17 protein-coding genes are annotated in these 20,051 nt (G+C 39.8%); all 17 read right to left on the bottom strand.

The genetic code is table 11. From position 1 onward, the window contains the following. Window positions 1–99 precede the first annotated feature (99 nt). Entirely contained in the window at window positions 100–858 is a 759-nt protein-coding gene (locus JEM45_RS03470; protein WP_198687808.1) for a TIGR00282 family metallophosphoesterase, read from the bottom strand. 139 nt (window positions 859–997) lie between these two features. Continuing rightward, window positions 998–1,978 (bottom strand): nuclease-related domain-containing protein, encoded by a 981-nt coding sequence (locus tag JEM45_RS03475; RefSeq protein ID WP_198687809.1) that lies wholly within the window; start codon window positions 1,976–1,978, stop codon window positions 998–1,000. Window positions 1,979–2,157: 179 nt separating this feature from the next. After that, window positions 2,158–3,708 carry a ribonuclease Y gene (gene rny / locus JEM45_RS03480; RefSeq protein WP_370545414.1) on the bottom strand — a complete coding sequence of 517 codons (1,551 nt, stop codon included), beginning with the start codon at window positions 3,706–3,708 and terminating at the stop codon, window positions 2,158–2,160. A 169-nt stretch (window positions 3,709–3,877) separates the two neighbouring features. After that, window positions 3,878–4,933: a recombinase RecA gene (recA, locus tag JEM45_RS03485; RefSeq protein ID WP_166626521.1), complete on the bottom strand. Its 1,056-nt coding sequence runs from the start codon at window positions 4,931–4,933 to the stop codon at window positions 3,878–3,880. A gap of 169 nt (window positions 4,934–5,102) precedes the next feature. Beyond that, window positions 5,103–5,687 (bottom strand): CDP-diacylglycerol--glycerol-3-phosphate 3-phosphatidyltransferase, encoded by a 585-nt coding sequence (gene pgsA / locus JEM45_RS03490; protein ID WP_198687810.1) that lies wholly within the window; start codon window positions 5,685–5,687, stop codon window positions 5,103–5,105. Window positions 5,688–5,691: 4 nt separating this feature from the next. Further along, window positions 5,692–6,561 carry a helix-turn-helix domain-containing protein gene (locus JEM45_RS03495; protein WP_166626519.1) on the bottom strand — a complete coding sequence of 290 codons (870 nt, stop codon included), beginning with the start codon at window positions 6,559–6,561 and terminating at the stop codon, window positions 5,692–5,694. Between the two features lie 15 nt (window positions 6,562–6,576). Beyond that, window positions 6,577–7,398: a DUF3388 domain-containing protein gene (locus JEM45_RS03500; protein WP_166626518.1), complete on the bottom strand. Its 822-nt coding sequence runs from the start codon at window positions 7,396–7,398 to the stop codon at window positions 6,577–6,579. After that, window positions 7,395–8,081 carry an SDR family NAD(P)-dependent oxidoreductase gene (locus tag JEM45_RS03505; protein WP_198687811.1) on the bottom strand — a complete coding sequence of 229 codons (687 nt, stop codon included), beginning with the start codon at window positions 8,079–8,081 and terminating at the stop codon, window positions 7,395–7,397. The genes JEM45_RS03500 and JEM45_RS03505 overlap by 4 nt, the downstream gene beginning before the upstream one ends. Beyond that, window positions 8,074–9,366 carry an EF-P 5-aminopentanol modification-associated protein YfmH gene (yfmH, locus tag JEM45_RS03510; protein ID WP_198687812.1) on the bottom strand — a complete coding sequence of 431 codons (1,293 nt, stop codon included), beginning with the start codon at window positions 9,364–9,366 and terminating at the stop codon, window positions 8,074–8,076. The genes JEM45_RS03505 and yfmH overlap by 8 nt, the downstream gene beginning before the upstream one ends. Continuing rightward, complete coding sequence (gene yfmF, locus JEM45_RS03515) at window positions 9,359–10,630, bottom strand: EF-P 5-aminopentanol modification-associated protein YfmF (RefSeq protein WP_198687813.1); 1,272 nt, start codon at window positions 10,628–10,630, stop codon at window positions 9,359–9,361. The genes yfmH and yfmF overlap by 8 nt, the downstream gene beginning before the upstream one ends. Window positions 10,631–10,645: 15 nt before the next feature. Further along, complete coding sequence (locus JEM45_RS03520; RefSeq protein ID WP_198687814.1) at window positions 10,646–13,078, bottom strand: FtsK/SpoIIIE family DNA translocase; 2,433 nt, start codon at window positions 13,076–13,078, stop codon at window positions 10,646–10,648. Window positions 13,079–13,159: 81 nt separating this feature from the next. Next, complete coding sequence (locus tag JEM45_RS03525; protein WP_035857284.1) at window positions 13,160–14,833, bottom strand: ribonuclease J; 1,674 nt, start codon at window positions 14,831–14,833, stop codon at window positions 13,160–13,162. Between the two features lie 29 nt (window positions 14,834–14,862). Then, the gene (pnp, locus tag JEM45_RS03530) at window positions 14,863–16,980 is read right to left on the bottom strand and encodes a polyribonucleotide nucleotidyltransferase (RefSeq protein WP_198687815.1); all 2,118 of its coding nucleotides are present in this window, start codon (window positions 16,978–16,980) and stop codon (window positions 14,863–14,865) included. Window positions 16,981–17,343: 363 nt separating this feature from the next. After that, on the bottom strand, window positions 17,344–17,613 hold the full coding sequence (rpsO, locus tag JEM45_RS03535; protein ID WP_026867615.1) for a 30S ribosomal protein S15: 270 nt from the start codon (window positions 17,611–17,613) through the stop codon (window positions 17,344–17,346). Between the two features lie 159 nt (window positions 17,614–17,772). Beyond that, complete coding sequence (gene ribF / locus JEM45_RS03540) at window positions 17,773–18,711, bottom strand: riboflavin biosynthesis protein RibF (protein ID WP_198687816.1); 939 nt, start codon at window positions 18,709–18,711, stop codon at window positions 17,773–17,775. Then, window positions 18,698–19,645 carry a tRNA pseudouridine(55) synthase TruB gene (gene truB / locus JEM45_RS03545; protein WP_198687817.1) on the bottom strand — a complete coding sequence of 316 codons (948 nt, stop codon included), beginning with the start codon at window positions 19,643–19,645 and terminating at the stop codon, window positions 18,698–18,700. Before truB ends, ribF begins: the two co-directional genes overlap by 14 nt. A gap of 58 nt (window positions 19,646–19,703) precedes the next feature. Then, window positions 19,704–20,051: a 30S ribosome-binding factor RbfA gene (gene rbfA / locus JEM45_RS03550; RefSeq protein WP_026867612.1), complete on the bottom strand. Its 348-nt coding sequence runs from the start codon at window positions 20,049–20,051 to the stop codon at window positions 19,704–19,706.

Genomic DNA, 20,051 nt, shown 5'->3' on the forward strand with positions numbered 1-20,051 from the left:
ATTAATTATATTATGCCATAAAACAGACGAAATTTTCACTAAATTTGATTGGAATAAAGAAAAAGAGTTCAGTTTATATTTGAACTGAACCCTTCATAGTTATTCTTCTACTTTGAAATTTTTAATTGATTTTTGATCTATGTCGATAATGACGCCACTGATGACACCTTTTCCTTCATCAGGTACCACATGTCTTTCAGGTAAATTTGTTATGAACCTTCTGATGACTTCATCTTTTCGAATACCAAGAATTCCATCCTTAAAGCCAGTCATACCAACGTCCGTTATGTAAACTGTCCCATTTTCTAATCGGGTCGCATCATTCGTTTGCACATGGGTATGCGTACCAACGACAGCATTCACCCGACCATCTAAATAATAACCCATGGCGATTGACTCTGACGTCGTTTCGCTGTGGAAGTCGACGAAAGCTTGATCGTATTCATGACTATCAAGAATTTTATCGATAACTTTAAAAGGATTTTCAATTGGCTCAAGGAAACTACGCGCCTGAAGATTAACGATCAACAGCTTCTTACCATTGATGTTGACCACTTTGGCCCCTTCACCCGGTGTACCTTCTGGGAAGTTTGCCGGCCTTACCATTTTCACATCTGTATTGAGGAGATCGTATACCTCACGTTTAGCGAAAGCATGATTCCCTAGCGTGATAAAATCCGCACCCGCACTTAGTATTTCCTTATACGTTCGCTCGGTAATCCCCTTACCGTGTGCAGCATTCTCACCATTGACAATTGTGAAATGCGCGCCGTGTTCTTTTTTTAACCCAGGTAAATAATTTTTTAACATGCGGCGGCCAACTTTTCCGACCACATCTCCGATAAATAATATTCTCATATCAAAACCACCCTATCTACTGCTAGTATTATACATTATTTCTGATTTCCGTGTCGATGTTTGGGATAGAACAGTGCGATACAACTCTTGCGGGCCGCTGTCAGTTTCACAGCGAGCCGATAAAGACAAACTACCTCCATCATTCAACAATTTTCACCCAATCTTTATATCTTATGTCCTTTATCGTCGTCATAGCTTCTTCAAAATCATAAAATTTAAATTTATAACAAGCAGTTTTCACACTTGTATCTCTAGTACAAAATTTTGCTAAATAACGTTTAATGGTAGTATCGGACAACTGATGATCCGCCAGCTGCAGCACCTTCCTCTTAGTCATTTTTTCATTAGGGAAGAGGAATTTAAAATCGCTAAAGGTACGTAAAACGTGGGTACTATTACTCTCCTTCGTCCCGCAATTTGCACACAAAAAATGGAATTGACCCTTCTCCAAATCAAAGTGCCCACAAACCCCACAATAAAGACCCAGCTTCAACGTCTTTATATCTATAGCATCTGGTAAATAGGGATTTTCAGCTATAGCAGTTTTAATTATTTCAGCTGCCTTCTTTGTACGATTGCCCACAAAACTACTACCCCGACTTGAAAAGTATGACCTAAGATAATTTCGTAACACGGTGGTCTTCCAGATCTTATCGTCGTCACTAATCAACCTAAAACCATCATTCACAAAGACGGTGGCCGACTCAACATTGTATTGAATGTTGTTCTCTGTCATTAGTCGCTGAAGTTTGTTTTTTGCTCGCACTGTTTGAACAAAAGGGTTATCACTCATCTGCCTTTGATTTCGATACCAATTACCATTTTCAAATCTATATTCACCGCTGTAGTTTTTGATTTCATTGAGTGATATTCTATCTTCAGCGATGATGATGCTATCAAACTGGGTATAACTTTTACCGATTTTCAAAAAGACATCACGAAATATATGCATATTTCTGTGGCCGGTTTCATCCAAAATCAAATCGTAATTCTTTTCTCTGATAAACCCCTTATGACTTGTTCTCAAGGCGGTTTGTTCTTCTTCTGTCAATACTCGACGTTTTCCTAAAGCGGCATAATGTAAAAGTTCGAATGGTTGCTTACGATGATTTAAGAACATTTTTCCTCCAATTTGTATATTTCCTCACTTCTATTTATACATGGAAAATATAGTTTTTCAGCTAAAAGCCCTCACAAATACAATAATGGCGAAAGTGTAAGTACTTATTTGAAAAATGGTAAAAAGCACCATACAAAAATCCCCCAGACTAGGAATTAGTCTGGGGGATTCTCTAAATACTATTTAGCGTATTCTATGGCCCTCATCTCACGGACAACTGTCACTTTTATGTGTCCTGGATATTGTAGTTCATCTTCTACTTGTTTTTTAATGTCTCTTGCTAATCGATGGGCTTTAAGGTCATCGATATTTTCAGGACTTACCATGACACGAATTTCGCGTCCGGCCTGAATTGCAAAGGTTTTTTCAACGCCTTCATAGCTTTCTGCTATGTGCTCTAGTTTTTCTAAACGTTTAACGTAGTTCTCGAGTGTTTCGCGTCTTGCACCTGGACGGGCAGCTGATAAGGCATCTGCCGCTGCAACAAGGATTGAAATGACGCTTGTTGGTTCAGCATCACCGTGGTGTGATTCAATTGCGTTGATAACTGTGTCTTTTTCCTTGTAACGTTTAGCAAGTTCAGCCCCGATTTCAACGTGTGATCCTTCTAGTTCATGGTCGATGGATTTACCGATATCATGAAGTAGTCCAGCACGGCGAGCGAGTGCAACGTTTTCGCCGAGTTCTGCTGCTAGGATACCTGCAAGATATCCAACTTCTACTGAGTGCTTGAGGACGTTTTGTCCGTAGCTTAGACGATATTTCATCTTACCTAAATGCTTAGAAAGTTCTGGATGTAAGTTATGAATGTCGAGTTCAAATGCAGCAGCTTCACCTGCGTCGCGAATTTCAGTTTCCATATTGCGACGGGATTTATCAACCATTTCTTCAATACGTCCTGGATGAATTCGGCCATCTTCTACGAGTGCTTCTAGGGCACTTTTCGCAATTTGACGACGAATCGGATCAAAGCCTGATAAGATTACTGCTTCTGGCGTATCATCGATGATGAGATCGACTCCAGTCAGCGTTTCAAGTGTTCTAATGTTACGACCTTCGCGGCCAATGATGCGACCTTTCATCTCATCATTTGGTAGGTTGACTACCGACACTGTGGACTCGCTTGTATATTCTGCTGCGTAACGCTGTGCCGTTAGGGCAAGCAGTTCACGCGCTTCTTTTTCTACATCGCGGGTCATTGCTTCTTTCTTTTCTTTTACCATTACAGCCATATCATGTGACAGTTCTTGTTCTACTTGAGAGAACAACTCTTCTCGCGCTTCATCACGAGTCAGTCCGGAGATGCGGGATAATTCTGTTTCTTGTTGACTAATTTTTTCATTAATCTCGTCATCCTTGGCATCTACCATCTGCTGTTTTTCTTCAATTTTAGCTTCTTTTTGTTCCAACGAGTCATCTTTCTTATCTAGCGTTTCGCTTTTACGATCTAAGGATGATTCTCGTTGAATTAATCTGTTTTCATATGCTTTCATCTCTGCGCGTTGACGATTCATATCATCATCGAAAGCTTCCTTCAGATTTTGGTTTTCTTCCTTCGCTTCGAGCAGCTTTTCTTTCTTGAGATTGTCAGCTTCTTTCTCTGCTTCTGAAATTATATGATCAGCTGATGTTCTCGCTTGTTGCTGCTTTTTCGTCAACATGTTATTGACAATAAAATATCCGATAACAACACCTAGAATAATACCAATTAGGATGAAGAGAATGTTCATTAAGTCCACAATAAACACCTCCCTATCTCGGTTCTAAAGTGTGTTAAATATAATATGAGTTGAATTAAAATATTATATATTACAATTTTAAATATAATGTTACATAAAAGCAAGCACGAGAATTTACATTTCCCGTGCTTGCCGACTTTTAATAAATTGCTATATAAGCTTATTTTAATTCATCTTCATCAAAGAGTGTACTTTCTTTCTCATCCTCTTCTTCAGTGACTTCAATATCTTCCCCAAAGCCGAGTGCCGAGCGCAGTTTTCTTTGGATTTCTTCGTATAGTTCAGTGTTTTCTTTTAGTGTATTCTTCGCATTCTCTTTACCTTGGCCAAGTCTTTCACCATTGTAAGAATACCAAGCACCACTTTTTTCAATGATGTCTTCTTCTACACCAAGGTCAATCACTTCACCGACGCGAGAAATACCTTCACCATACATGATGTCGACTTCTGCCACTTTAAACGGTGGTGCAACCTTATTTTTTACAACTTTAATCTTAGTACGGTTACCAACGATATCTTGACCGACTTTAAGACTTTCCGCACGGCGGACTTCAAGACGTACTGAGCTATAGAATTTTAGGGCACGTCCGCCGGTTGTTGTTTCTGGGTTACCGAACATCACACCAATTTTCTCACGAACTTGGTTGATGAATAAGGCAGTTGTGTTTGACTTAGAAATGGCACCTGAAAGTTTACGTAGTGCCTGAGACATCAGACGGGCTTGAAGACCCATGTGAGAGTCACCCATCTCACCTTCTATTTCCGCTCTAGGTGTTAGAGCTGCTACAGAGTCGATAACGACCATATCTACAGCACCACTACGTACGAAAGCTTCTGTAATTTCTAGTGCTTGCTCACCTGTGTCTGGTTGTGAAATATATAAATTATCAATGTCTACACCAAGATTCTTAGCATATTCTGGATCGAGCGCATGCTCTGCGTCAATGAAGGCACAGATGCCTCCATTTTTCTGAACTTCTGCAATCGCGTGTAGGGATACTGTCGTCTTACCTGAAGATTCCGGTCCATAGATTTCTATAATTCTGCCTTTAGGATAACCGCCTACACCGAGTGCTCTGTCTACTGTGACTGATCCTGATGAAGTGGTTTGTACCTTACGTCCAACGTCATCTCCTAGCTTCATTACCGAACCTTTACCAAATGATTTTTCCATATTTTTAATTACTGTATCTATCGCTTTATGTCTTTCGTCCATAATGTACCTCCAGTCGTGATTTCATATTTATTATATCACTCATAAAATAAAAAAGCGAATATATGTTCGCTTTTAAATACAAAATTTTAATTTTTGCTGACCATTTTCTAATTACCGCCAGGATTCATTACTAAACTTCACTTTTCTGTTGGTTTTTATCGACAATTTTTTATTTATGGTCTGCCTTAAAAACAGCACGGCCTTTAACAAAGTATTCGACTCCAGATAAGATTGTAAAGAAGACTGCAATGTACATTAATACCATACCTGGTGAAAATGGTAGGAAGCTTGTCATAATATCACCGAAAAGTAAAAATACTAGTGCAAACATTTGAAAGACCGTCTTCACTTTACCAAGCTGGCCTGCTGCTGACACGTAGCCCTGCTCAATTTGTAAGAGTCTTAAACCTGTGACTGCAAATTCACGTGCGATGATGACGACTGCAATCCAGGATGAAATAACATGCCATTCAACTAGGACAATTAAACCGGTCGTGACGAGGAGTTTGTCGGCAAGCGGATCTAAAAATTTGCCCATGTTGGTAATGAGATTCCATTTACGGGCTAAGTAGCCATCTAAAAAGTCAGTCAATGCGGCAACGACAAAGGTAACAGCAGCAATGAGCTGTTCAATACGGATAACTTCCCCACCGAGGAAGGTCGTATTGCCAAAACCGAAATCGACTAAGGCAAAGATTAAGAAGACTGGAATAAGGATGACTCGAAACACAGTCAACCAATTAGGTATATTCATTTTGTCACTCCCTCGTTATGTTAAATTGATAATATATTGTTACCGTATCACCACGTAAGGAATTGTCGAGTGGCTGACCATCAATTGAGACATCAAAATTCGTAGAGTTTCCGAGTGCCAAATTTAATACAGACGCTTCTGGATCAATATCAAAAGTGCCACCTTCAGATTCCTCATATAGATAAGAATTTTCAAGGTCATCAGTTAGGCTAACCCAAGAAGGCTCATCTCCTGAAATTTCCACTGAAAAAGTGTCACTCGTCGTAATATTGTATATCAAAGTATTACCTTCACGATTGACAAAACTCACATCGGTTGTCGGCGCTTCTTCAGCTTCTTCCTCGCTTGTTTCCTCTGTTTCTTCTTCAGCTGTTTCTCCTTCTGGTTCTTCAGATTCAGCTTCTTCTTCTGGTGCTTCGGTCGATTCTTCTTCATTTGATGAAGCAATGTCATCAATAACTTCAGAGTCTGTTTCATAGACCCGTTTAGTTTCAAAGAGGTCACCTTCAGAACCGATTTGCAAAAGTACAAGCCAAACAACAAACAAGACTAGGATCATCGTAATAAAACCGATTAAAATTTTCTTTAAGTATTTAAAGTCCTGATCTTCTTTTTGATTTCTCTTCTGCTGATCTGTTGTCGCTTTTGGAAGCTCATCACTAAAACGCTCAAAGAGCATATCAGCATCGAGTTTTACGTAATCAGCATACTTTCTAATAAGGTGTTTGGTATGTTTCGGTTCAGGGAGTTTTGATAAGTCACCCGCTTCGATAATTAAGATGACTGATTTTTTTATACCTGAGCCACTTTCCATCTCTCTTAAAGTGATGCCGGATTTTTCCCTTTTATTTTTTAAGTAAGTCCCTAGTTTCATAATCTTTAGCTCCAATTAGAAAAAGTCCATGTTGTCACTTTCAAACCAGTGACGCTTCTTATGTTTTTCATAAGTAATTTCTTGACCTTCGTACTCACGTATTTCAATAATGTAATCAAAATCATCTTGAGTCAGTTTAAAGTAAGGATCTTCCATTAGTAAGTCAGGATGTTCGACGACAGTCGTACCCTCGTAGTTTATAATTTCGTTGACCAGACGTTTATGTTCATTATTTGTTGATTTAGACGTGACAGCACCGTCTATAATGTAGACGTTACCTTTGTCGTATTCCTGTTTGTGAAGACTCGTTCTTTCCGTCTGTTTTAACATTGTTGACGATAAGAACAACCACTTATCACCAGCTGTCACGCTCCCCGCAACTACGGATTCTGTCTTACCAACTCTTGGCATGCCGCGGACACCAATTAAGAAAGTATCATCAATCTCAAATAAACTCGCTAGAAAGTCAACAACAATACTAATTTCATCACGTGTAAAACTAAAGATATTCTTGTTCTCTTCAGCACGTTTGATGAATCTGCCATGACGTAGGGTCAAACGGTCAGTAATGGTCGGTTTTCTAATCTTTATAATTTCAATCTCATGGATGTGTCTGACGATGTTTTTAAATCGTTCTAACTTCCACATATCGTCCGTACGAATCAACAGTGCACGCTGTGAAACTTCAACACCGTTAATCGTTTTAATTGAAAGACCAATATTACCTAAAAGACTTAGAATATCGCCCAGTAAACCTGGCCTGTCATCTAAATTTTTATATTCTAAATACACCTCTACTGTACGTTCAGGATAAAATTCAGGTTGTGTTGGATTCATGTAAACCATCCCCCGTTGATTTTTAAAACCTCTCCCGTAATGCTTCGTGCTTTACTAGATGCTAAATAAAGAGTGAGGTCTGCCACTTCTTCAGGCTCAATTAAACGGCCTTGCGGCAAATCTTCTAACATATACTTTATGTCTTCTTTACTTAGCTTTAATGTCATTCTACCACGGACCACACCAGGTGCTATAGCATTTACTGAAATTCCTGACGGTGCAAACTCCTTGGCCAAGGATTTGACCAAGGTCTCCTGTGCACCTTTAAAGGCACTATAAACACTTTCCATACTTGAGCCGTATGTTCCCCATACCGAGGACATGACGATAATCGATGCTTGCTCACTTTCTCTCAGCTTAGGAAGCAATATCTGAATAAAAGCGACCAAACTACGTATGTTTATATTGTACTGTTTATCTACAGTGCTTAAATCCGTATCTTGGATGAGTTCAAACAAAGCTTCGCCTGGAGTGTAGATTAATGTATCGATGACATCAATGTGTTGAAAGTATGACGCTAGATCGTCCCTTTCAATTGGCTGACTCAAGTCTAAATAATGATGGGTACTTTGAAATTTCGGCGCCTGTGTCTTTGAGAATGTGATGACATCATCATCTTTAAATTTCTTATGGACCGATGATCCGATATCACCACTTGCACCGACGATGACAACCTTAGTCATGTGGCTTCACGATGACACTTGAGACATTCATTTCATCGATAGAATTATTAAAGAATTCCTTCAAGTCATCTAAGCTAATACTATTGATTAGATCTGGCACTTCATAGAGATCGGCACCATCAAAGAGATACTTAGTAAACTGATTCGCAACGTATTCTGGAGAGTTTAAGCTCGTTAAGTAATCACCTAATAACTCTCGCTTTTGACTCTGCAATCGCTTCTCGCTGAAGAAATCTGAGTCTTTAACTTCTTTAATAATGCGGATTATTTCTTGTGTAAATGTTTCTGGATGTTCAGTTTCCACAGCCATCAAAGTATGACGGACTAGATTATCTTCTTGATAAGAGAAATTAAAGGAATCATCTATAATGCCGCGTTCTAAAAGATCCTCATAATAACTAGACTGTTCGCCAAAGACCATATCTAAGGCAAATAACATCGCTGCATCACGTTTTGATCGTAAATGACTATCTGCATCATCCGGGAGTGATTTAAAACCGAGCATCACTTTTGGTGTGGTCACTTGCAGTTGAAGTTCTTGATTATAACGACTTACACCATAAGGTTCTTCTGGTAGGAAGCGTTCAATGTTTGATGGTGTCGTTGTCGGACGTTTATTTTGATGCGTTTCGATAAAGTTAAACGTTGCTTCGATATCGAAATCTCCTGCTAAAATCATGACCATATTATCCGGTGCATAGAATGTCTCATGGCATAGATATAAGTGTTCTGCAGTAATTTCAGAAATCGATTCTAAAGTCCCTGCAATATCAATTGCAACAGGTGAGTTTTCATACATTGAATTTAGGGTCTCATGGTAGAGTCTATAGCCTGGATTATCCTGGTACATCTTTATCTCTTCATTGATAATACCAATTTCCTTATCCACTTTTTCAGGTGTAAAATATGGAATTTCAACCATGTTCATCAAGAGCGTTAAGTTCTCTTCAAAATTTTCCGTAGCACTGAATAAATATGATGTCCGGTCCACTGAAGTAAAGGCATTGGCACTGGCACCCATTTCAGAAAACTTCGTAAAGACGTCACCTGATTCTTTGTCGAACATCTTATGCTCTAAAAAGTGAGCGATACCGTCTGGCACATTGTAAACCTTATCACCTGACTTAAAGTGATTATCAGTCGAACCATATTTAGTTGTATACGTTGCAAACTTTTTATTATAACCTGACTTGTCGATTATATACACTTGTAAACCGTTATCCATTACTTGTTTATAGACGGTTTCATCAACGTGTTCATAGTATGTTTTTGTATACTTAGTCATCATTATTACCGCCTTTCAGCGTATATACTGTGTCCAGTTTAATCTTAGTAGCAAGGTTTATGATATCTGCCTTAGTGACTGCTTTTAATTGTTCAGTCCATTCTTTAACTTCTTTAGTCGTCGATTGATCTCTCAGTAAGCGATTATAATTTAAAGAGATCAAGCCTCTCGGCTTATCCATGGACTCTTTTCTTGAAGATAACATATTACGCTTGATTTCTTCGACGAAGCGCTCATCAAAATCACCATCTAAAACGCGATCAAGTTCTCGTTTAACTGCATCTTCAAAGACCTTGATATTGTCGTTATCTACCCCTGCTAGAACAAAGAGATAACCATTTTTAATATCCACTTGTGAATGGATGGAATATGCTAAGCTCATCTTCTCACGAATATTCGTAAATAAAAGTGATGAAGCAGAACCGCCAAACAATTGGTTGAAGACATTCAATGCCATGACATCACCAGGTTCAGAATACAGTACCCTAAAGCCTAGGTTAGCTTTCGCTTGTTCAATACGGCTTTCTGTCGTCTTGTACTTCACGTCCCCAGGTGCTTGTATTGGGTAGCCTTTATAAGGATAGAGCTTAGGTTCTTCTAATTGATGAACGTTCGCTAAGGCATCAAATACCTTATCATCCACTTTACCGGCAACTAGAATTGACATGTCGTTGTTAGCCATCATATCAGCATGAGCTGCTTTAACATCATCTAGCGTTAATTGTTCTAAGACTTCAATATCCCCAAATGATAAAATCCGGTACGGCTCATCATCAAACATAGTCTCTAAGAGAGACTCAAAGGCACGTTGGGCATAGTTATCCTTCATGCTCGTCAGACGATTTTTTAAAAGTCGCTTCTCTCTATCGAAAAATGCCTGATCTTCCTCACTATAAGAGAACGGTGAATACAACACATCTTTTAAGAGTGCTGTAATATCACCAAGCATATCCATATCTTCAAGAATAAACTTATCGTTTACAAATTCAATTGACACTTTTAATAGGTGGTCACTACCCTTCTTAATGACGTTAGAAGTTAAGTGTGCACCGTAATGCTCAGCTAAGTACTCAAGCAGTTTGGCATTCGTCGGATGTTCACTTGTTCTTTTGACCATCATACGACTGAGTAAACTCCTTGTTGTTGCCCCTTGTTCAGTCAGTGGCGTACGGAAGTAGATGCTGACGACAACTGTCTTAAACTTTGCGGTATATATCTTTACGATGGGTACATTATTAATAATTTTTTTCTCTACACCTTGCATAAGAAAAACTCCTAACTAATCTTCATGGTTTTCAATCAGGACACTCCGTGGTTTCGACCCGCTCGCCGGCCCGATTACACCGTTAGCCTCTAAGTCATCAACGAGGCGAGCGGCGCGGTTATATCCGACTCTGAACTGGCGCTGTAATAGACTGGCAGACGCGCGTTGTTCTTCGATGACGAACCACTTCGCATCTGGATATAGGTCATCATCGGATTCAACTTCTGTTTTTTCTGCTTGTTTTTGATTCATGATGACTGATTTCTCATAGTTTGCTTTCATCTGCTCTGTTATAAATTCTACTATATCTGTGACCTCTTCATCATCTAGGAAGGCCCCTTGAACACGTAATGGCTTAGAGCGGCCTGATGGTAAGAAGAGCATATCACCGCGCCCGAGCAGTTTTTCTGCGCCCATAGAGTCAATGATTGTGCGTGAGTCTGTTTGAGAGCTGACTGCAAATGCGATGCGGGAAGGAATATTTGCTTTAATTATACCAGTAATGACGTCAACTGATGGTCTTTGTGTTGCGATGATAAGGTGAATACCTGCAGCCCTAGCCATCTGGGCAATACGAGTAATCGATGCTTCTACATCTTTTGAAGCGACCATCATAAGGTCAGCGAGCTCATCGACGATGACGACAATGTACGGTAATTTTTGTACTTTTTTCGGATTATCAGCAGTCCGTTCTAGATACTGGTTGTAAGCTTCGATGTTTCTTGTATTAGAGTGACTAAATAAATCGTAACGTCTTTCCATTTCACTCACGATTCTATTTAAGGCATCGCTCGCCTTTTGTGGATTAGTCACTACAGGTGCTAAGAGGTGAGGAATGCCGTTATAGACATTTAACTCTACCATTTTCGGATCAATCATCATCAGTTTTACCTCATGCGGTTTAGCATTGAGTAAGATACTGACTATAATGCCGTTAATACATACTGATTTACCACTTCCTGTTGACCCAGCAACAAGTAAGTGCGGCATCTTATTTAACTCTGCCATAATCGGCGCACCAGAAATATCTTTACCGAGGGCAACCTCAAGTGGATTGTCGGATGATCTTCTCTTAATGACTTCTCTTAAGGTCACCATACTGACAACAGAGTTTGGCACTTCAATACCAACAGCTGATTTACCCGGTATTGGTGCCTCAATACGTATGTCTTTTGCAGCTAAACTCAGGGCGATATCATTTTGAAGGTTAATAATTTTGGAAACTTTGACACCGATATCTGGCTGAATTTCAAACTGTGTCACTGCCGGGCCAATTCTAATCTTAGAAACTTTCGCATTGACGCCAAAGTTCTTAAGCGTCTCTTCCAGCACTTTACCTTGCTGAATAACTTCCTTATTACTGACTTTAGCAGTCTGTTCAGCGTCATTTAAAATATCGATTGGTGGAAGTTTGTAGGCATTCAGTTCTCTTAACTCTTCTGCGTCAAATTCCTCAAACTCATCATCACCGACTTCGCCTTCTGGAATATCGTGAAGGGGATCCGCATCATCATCTTCATATTCTATTTCTTTTTTCTCACTAATTTCCTCTTCTATTGTTAAACCAGATTCTGAATCAGCTCGTCCAACTTCGTCTTTGGTTTCAGGTTCTTCACTGACGAGCTCATCGGATGCATAGACTTCTGGTTCGATATAAGTCTCCTCGTAGTCTGTATCCGAAACTTCTTCTTTTGCTGATTCATCCGTCTGATTAAATCTCGCCTCACGTTTTTTGTTTTTTCTTTTTGGTAAGGGTGCTTCGGCGTTCGCTTCTTCAATGACAGGGGCCGTTTTTCCAGTACTGGTTTTCTTCTCTTTAGCCGGTCTATTTTTAATTTTCTCATTGATTATGCTAAATAATGAGGCAATGCCTGCACCGATAGCTGTCAGTCCTTTAATGACAAAGGTGAAATCATTTCTTAGTGATTCTTCAATGCTCTTATTACGCACAATAATCAGGCTTAAATAGATAAAGATCAAGCTGATTAAGAGTGTGCCAAAGAAGCTGATTCCTGTTGATGAGAAGTTGAAAAGTGTCTGACCGATCACGCCACCGCCTGTAAATTCAAAGCCCGAAGCTCTTGTTAATTCGAGAATTTCTTGGAAGCTATAGTAGCTGTCTGTAAGTGCTCGATTTGTTAGGTACAGGATGGAATGTAGGAAAAATAAGAGTCCGAATTGCATTAGGGTGTAGCCAAACATGCGTTTCGTGAATGGGAATTTTAAGTTTGTCGCAAGATAAAAGGCTGCGAGTAGGAGTACGAAGTAAGTAAAGTATCGACTCGAGCCGAATAAATAATTGAATCCTGCATCTAAATATTCACCGACGACACCTAGGCTAAACACCGTAATGATAAGTAGGATAATAAGTATTAATGAAAAACTAGCATAGTATGTTTTTTTATCATTCTTTTTCTTCTTTGTGGTGCGCTTTCTTTTGGTCGCCATGGTTAACCACCTTTATTAACAGAATAATTATAACAACGGAGATATTAGGATAACCTCATATCTCCGTTGGATCTAACTTTATTATATTTCAGAAATGATTGGAATTATCATTGGACGGCGTTTCGTTTCATCGTATAAGAATTTTCCGAGGTCGTCTCTGATATTTTGTTTTAAGACGCTCCATTCAATCTTACCGGCGCTAATGTTTTCTTCAACAATACCACCAACGCGGCCAGCCGCTTCTTTTAATAATTCTTCAGATTCTTTGACGTAGACAAATCCACGTGATTGAATTTCAGGTCCTGCAATAATTTGACGTGTCTGACGGTCAATTGTGACAACAGCAATAAAGATACCGTCCTCACTAAGAAGTCTACGGTCACGTAAGACGATGTTACCAACGTCGCCAACACCGCTACCGTCGATTAAGACATTGCCTGCTTCAACCTTATCTTTAGAATACATCTTCGTACCGTCGTACTGAACGACGTCACCTTTTTCAAGTAGGAATATATTCTCTGCCTTAACCCCTGTCTCTGTTGCAAGACGGGCATGGGCAATTTGGTTTTTGAATTCACCTTGAACAGGAACGAAATATTCCGGTTTAAAGACGTTTAGCATCATTTTTAATTCTTCAGCTAAACCATGTCCTGAGGCATGAATTCTTGATTCAGGTGACTTGATTGTCGCACCTGCTTTAACAAGTTCATTTTGAGTAGAGTATAAAACGACTTCCATACTAGAAGAAGGTGTCGTTAAGATGTATACTTCATCGCCTTCTTTAATGTTGGTCACTTCATGTTGTCCACGTGACATTTTACCAAGTGCTTCTATTGGCTCACCTTGTGAGCCTGTCGCGATAATGACAAGTTCATTATCCGGATAATCTTTAATTTCATGGCTTGGTACAAGTAAACCTTCTGGAATGTCGAAGTAACCCAGTTTTCTAGCAACCTTAAACGATGATTCTAATGTACGTCCAAGGAAGGAAACTTTACGGTTAACTTTGGCAGCATTTGTTAAAACTTGTTGAATGCGAACAAAGTTCGAAGCGTAGCATGACACGATAATACGCTTTTTAGACTTTTGGAAGTTATCGAGAATGTGCTCTTCGATAATGTTCTCAGCCGTATTGTAGCCCATTTTCTCAGCTTCAGTAGAGTCACTGATTAAAGCGAGTGTCTTATTCTTTTGACTTAAGGCATACATCTTCGCCATATTATAGTCATAGTTTCCTGTTAAGCTCTGGTCGAACTTAAATTCACCTGTATAGACAATCGAGCCATATGGTGTGTTCATACTAATACCGTATGAGTCCGGGATGCTATGAGAAGTTTCAAAGAACTCCACATTCGTCTGCCCAAATTTCATAACAGATTCGCTATTGATAGCGTAAAATTTAACTTTCTTTTTAACGTTCTTCTCTTTCAGACGTTCTTTAATTAATGCAATTGTTAAACGTGAACCATAGATTGGCACGTTTAAGTCTTGGATAATATATGGAATTGCGCCGATCGAATCCTCGTGTCCATGAGTTACAAAAATCGCTTTAAGACGATCTTTATTCTCTAAAACATAGGAGATATCCGGGATGACAATGTCGATACCGAGCATCTCATCTTCCGGAAACATCAATCCTGCATCGAGGATAAACATGTCGTTGTCGACTTCAACAATGTACATGTTCTTCGCAATTTCTCCAACGCCGCCGAGAGGAACGATTTTCACATGTGCATCATTTTGCTTTTTTTTCACAGTGTTGTCCTCCAATTTCTTTCGGCAATTTATTTGTCTTCTTCATTGTTTGATTCTAATAACTCTTTACGTGAAGCGTTAACACGACCTTGGTTATCGATATTCGTTACCTTAACGAGGATTTTATCCCCCACTTTAACGACATCTTCAACCTTGTTGACACGTGTTGTATCAAGTTGAGAAATGTGAACGAGTGCATCTTTACCTGGGAAGAGTTGAACGAAGGCACCAAACTTCTCAATACGGCGCACTTCACCGTTATAAATTTCTCCAACTTCAGCTTCTCTGACAATATCTTCGATAATGGCACGAGCTTTCTTGATGGCTCCCTGATCACTTGCACCGATAAATACCGTCCCATCTTGCTCGATGTCGAGCTTAACGCCTGTCTCATCGATAATTTCGTTAATTTTCTTACCACCTGGTCCAATCACGTCACGGATTTTAGCAGGTTTAATATGCATGACTTCAATTTTCGGCGCATATGCTGATAGCTCAGTACGCGGTTTATCAATTGTTGCTAGCATATGATCTAAAATGTGCTGACGACCAAGACGTGCTTGTTCAAGTGCTTCTTGAAGAATCGCTTCACTTAATCCATCAATCTTAATATCCATTTGAATGGCAGTGATTCCTTTAGGTGTACCTGCAACTTTAAAGTCCATGTCACCTAGAGCATCTTCCATACCTTGAATATCAGATAGAATTGTGTAGTTTTCACCTTTCTTAACAAGCCCCATTGCAATACCTGCAACCGGTGCTTTAAGCGGTACACCTGCATCCATTAGTGCAAGTGTTGAACCACAGATTGATGCTTGAGATGATGAACCATTGGATTCTAATACTTCAGATACGACACGGATTGTATACGGGAATTCCTCTTCTGAAGGAATAACTTGTAATAATGCACGTTCACCTAAGGCACCGTGACCAATCTCACGACGGCCAGGTCCACGAATCGGTCCAGTTTCACCTACCGAGAAATTCGGGAAGTTGTAGTGGTGCATATAGCGTTTGTTCTCTTCTGTGCCTAAACCATCAATGATTTGGTGTTCTCCTAAACCACCAAGTGTGGCAACGGATAAGGCTTGGGTTTGACCACGTGTAAATAAAGCCGAACCATGTGCACGTGGTAACAGGCCTACATTAGAAGAAAGCGGACGAATTTCAGCTGGCTCACGACCATCCGGACGCACTTTTTCATCTGTAATTAATCGACGTACTTCAGCCTTAACGAGATCATCAAAAATCGCAGAAACATCTTGAACTTGAGCCTCGTAGTCTTCCGCTTCTTCATCAAGTGTTGCAATGATGTCTTGTTTAACTTCTGAAATGTTTGCTTCACGCGTTTGCTTATCGTTTTCTTGGATCTTAGCGTAAAGTCCCATCGCTTCAATTTCAGCTGTAATCTTCGTACGGAAGTCCGCATCAATTTCGTGAACAATGACTTCACGTTTTTCAGGTTGAACTTGTGCAATCGCTTCTTCTTGGAATTGAACAAGTTCCTTAATGTTTTCATGTCCGAAGAGAATCGCTTTTAACATGACATCTTCAGGTACTTCCTCGGCAGCAGCCTCTACCATGTTCACCGCATGTTTAGTCCCTGCTACTTGAAGCTCTAACTCAGATTTTTCCATCTGTTCTGCTGTCGGGTTAATAATAAATTCCCCATCGATTAAGCCAACCGTTACACCAGCAATCGGCCCATCAAATGGAATATCAGATACGCTTAAGGCCATAGAAGACCCTAGCATCGCTGCCATCTGTGGAGATGCGTCATTATCGACAGATAAAACAATCGAAATGACTTGAACATCATGTCTATAACCATCCGGGAATAGTGGACGAATCGGTCTGTCAATCAAACGACTCGTTAACGTTGCATCCTCACTCGGACGTCCCTCACGTTTATTAAAGCCACCTGGTATCTTACCAGCAGCATATAATTTCTCTTCGTAACCTACAGTAAGTGGGAAAAATCCAATATCCTTAGGTTCCTTAGAAGCCGTCGCCGTAGAGAGTACAACTGTATCTCCGTAACGTACCAACACAGATCCATTTGCCTGCTTAGCCATTTCACCATACTCAACTTTTAGTGGTCGGCCGCCCCACGTCGTTTCAAAAACTTGTTTATTTTGTTCATTCATAATTTGTTTTCTCTCCTTAGCTTGGCACTTATAGTTATCATATCATTTTTTTTTACAAATATATATATAAAAAGAGGTTGGTGTGTTGTGGCATATCGCTATAATTTAGATTGATATTGTATTATTTGGCCGCTATGGTCGTTACAGAGAGCCGATATTGCGTTGGCGGGTCGCTGTCAAATCCACAGAGAGCCGATATTCTGCTAGCGGACCGCTGTCAGATCCACAGGGAGCCGATATTGCCTTAATTGGACGCTGTCACCGCCACAGCGCCGCGATTTCCCTTTTTATCGTAACCGTCACAAAACCATAAACAAAAAATCCCCTCTCAGACAGAGAGGGGATGAATATGCACAATTAAAATTAACGACGGATGCCTAATTTACCGATTAATTCACGGTATCTAGAAACGTCTTTATTACGTAGGTACGTAAGTAGGTGTTTACGACGACCTACCATTTTAAGAAGTCCACGTCTTGAGTGGTGGTCTTTCTTGTGGAAACGTAAGTGTTCGTTTAATGTGTTGATTTCTTCAGTTAATACTGCAATTTGAACCTCAGGAGATCCTGTATCAGATTCGTGTACGCGGTATTCTTCGATTAATTCATTTTTTCTTTCTTTTGAAATTGCCATGAAAATTCCTCCTAATAAAATTATATTCACCAATATCCGAGCATGCGTCGGAGTTTCAACAATGCCAAGATAAGGTACTCGTAGTATTATACAATTTTTCTACTCTAAGTTCAAGTATTCTTTCGATAGAAACCCATCCTTTTCGAAAGTCACCTTGAGTTAAATATCGCTCAGCAGTTCGCGTGCAATCTTGGCATCTGAATCGATTGCTTCTATTAACGGTTCGATACCATCAAATTTTTCTTCATCACGAACGAAATGGTGCCAATGTATTGTGACGTTTTCACCGTAGATATCTTTATTGAAGTCAAAGAGATAGACTTCTGTCGTTAGACGTGCGTTGTCGTGGAAAGTGGGTTTGACACCTACACTTGCAACGCCCTTATAAACATTGTCATCGTTATCAATCGTCACCGTCACTGCATAGGAACCGTTCGCCGGCATGAAGTAACGATAGTTCGGTTCAATGTTCGCAGTCGGAAAGCCGATGGTCCGGCCGCGCTTTTCTCCTTGTACGACAATGCCCTCGATATCGTAAGCGCGGCCGAGTGCTTGATTCGCTTTAGCGAGCGCTTTTGTTTCCAAATACTCACGAATTTTTGTCGTTGATACTTTTTCACCATCAAAATCAAGTTTGTCAACGACTGTCGTGTTGAACTCAGTATACTGTTTTAAATCTTCGACTGTGCCGCTACCTTTTTTACCATAAGTATAATCGAATCCAGAAATGACTTCTTTTACTTGTGTATTGATAATGTATTCCTGAATAAAGAAATCTTTATCTAGACCGGCAAAAGCACTTGAGAAGTTGATGATGAATAGGTAGTCGATATCTAGTGCTTCAAGTTTTTTAATCTTCACATCGATCGGTGTGAGATAAGTTGTACGCTGGCGTGTCGGATCTAAGACAACCGACGGATGCGGATCAAAGGTAATGACCGTTTTTTTTAGGCCTTTTTCTTCAGCAATGCCCTTCATAGTATTAATGACATCAAGGTGTCCACGGTGTAAACCATCAAAAAATCCAATCGCCGCTGCCGATGGCTCTATTGAAGATAAGTCTTGCTCATTTGGATAGTGCAATCTAAATATTTCCATAAGCCCCCCATAAGTTACTAAACATTTTAAATGGCTTAAGCTGATCCGGCTTATCTACGTGCGTTTTGTAGATGCCAATCGGCACGTTCTGATGCGTAAATAAAACCGTGTCGAGTTCAGTTAAACCTAGCACATTTAATATATCACTTTTGACCAATTTTTGCCCGTTAGTGATTTTAAATTGTAAAGCTTGGTCATCACTAATATCAAAATGAACTTGATCATCTAAAATCTCAATAACCGGGATAACATTAACTGCCTCAGGGTTTTCAATTAAATCCTGAAGTGGCGTCGCATCATCAAGGGAAAATCCACAAGAAGCCGTCCGCCTCAAATAAGACATGTGTGCAGGATAGCCAAGCGCTTTACCAATATCAAATGCAAGTGTTCTAATGTAGGTTCCTTTAGAACACTTCACATCAATATCAAAAGATAAAGTACTCGAATCCTTTCTAATGTCAGAAGTCAATTTTATGTCCTCGATGTAGATATCTTTTACAGGACGGTCAACAATTTCGCCATTTCTCGCGTAATCATAAAGTTTTCTTCCGTTGACTTTGACTGAGCTGTACATAGGTACCATTTGGCTATAACCACCAATGAATGATTGAATCGCCTCTTTGACTGTGTCAATACTCATGTTTTCACCTACCACTTGACGTGCAGTAACATTCCCTGATGCATCTTCAGTATCTGTTGCGATTCCTAATGTAACTGTTGCACTATAGCGCTTGTCTCTCATTTGTAAGATCTCAGTGAGCTTAGTGGCATCACCCACTACGATTGGTAAGACACCAGTGACATCTGGATCGAGTGTTCCTGTGTGACCAACACGTTTTGTCTTCAGGACTTTACGCATCTTGAAGACGACATCATGAGAAGTCATACCGCTCGGTTTGTCCACCACCACAACACCATGTTTTTGGTTTGTCATAAGGTTTCCTCCATAAAAAGATAGCCGCGGCCGATCCACCGGCTGCGGCACTTTAAAATTATTCGTCTCGCTTCTTAATATCGCTTAAGAGTGACTCAATTCTCTGACCGTATTCAATTGAATTATCATACTTAAATTGAATTTCGGGTGCTTTTCTTAAACGAATGTTTGACGCTACAGTTTTTCTAAATAAGCCATTAAACTTATCAAGCGTCTCTTGGACGAATTCTTTATTATTGTTAAGGGCAGTGAAATATACTGTCGCTAATTCGTTTTCCTTAGTGACTTCGACTTCTGTGATTGTCACCATACCAATGTCAGGTTCTTTCTCTGTCACTGTTGTGCGGATTTCTTCACTGAGTACTTTTTTTATTTCTTCTGCAATTCTTTCATTTCTTTGTGACAT

Origin of the sequence: Jeotgalicoccus sp. ATCC 8456 (genome assembly GCF_016313225.1) — a bacterium.
Taxonomy (GTDB): domain Bacteria; phylum Bacillota; class Bacilli; order Staphylococcales; family Salinicoccaceae; genus Jeotgalicoccus; species Jeotgalicoccus marinus.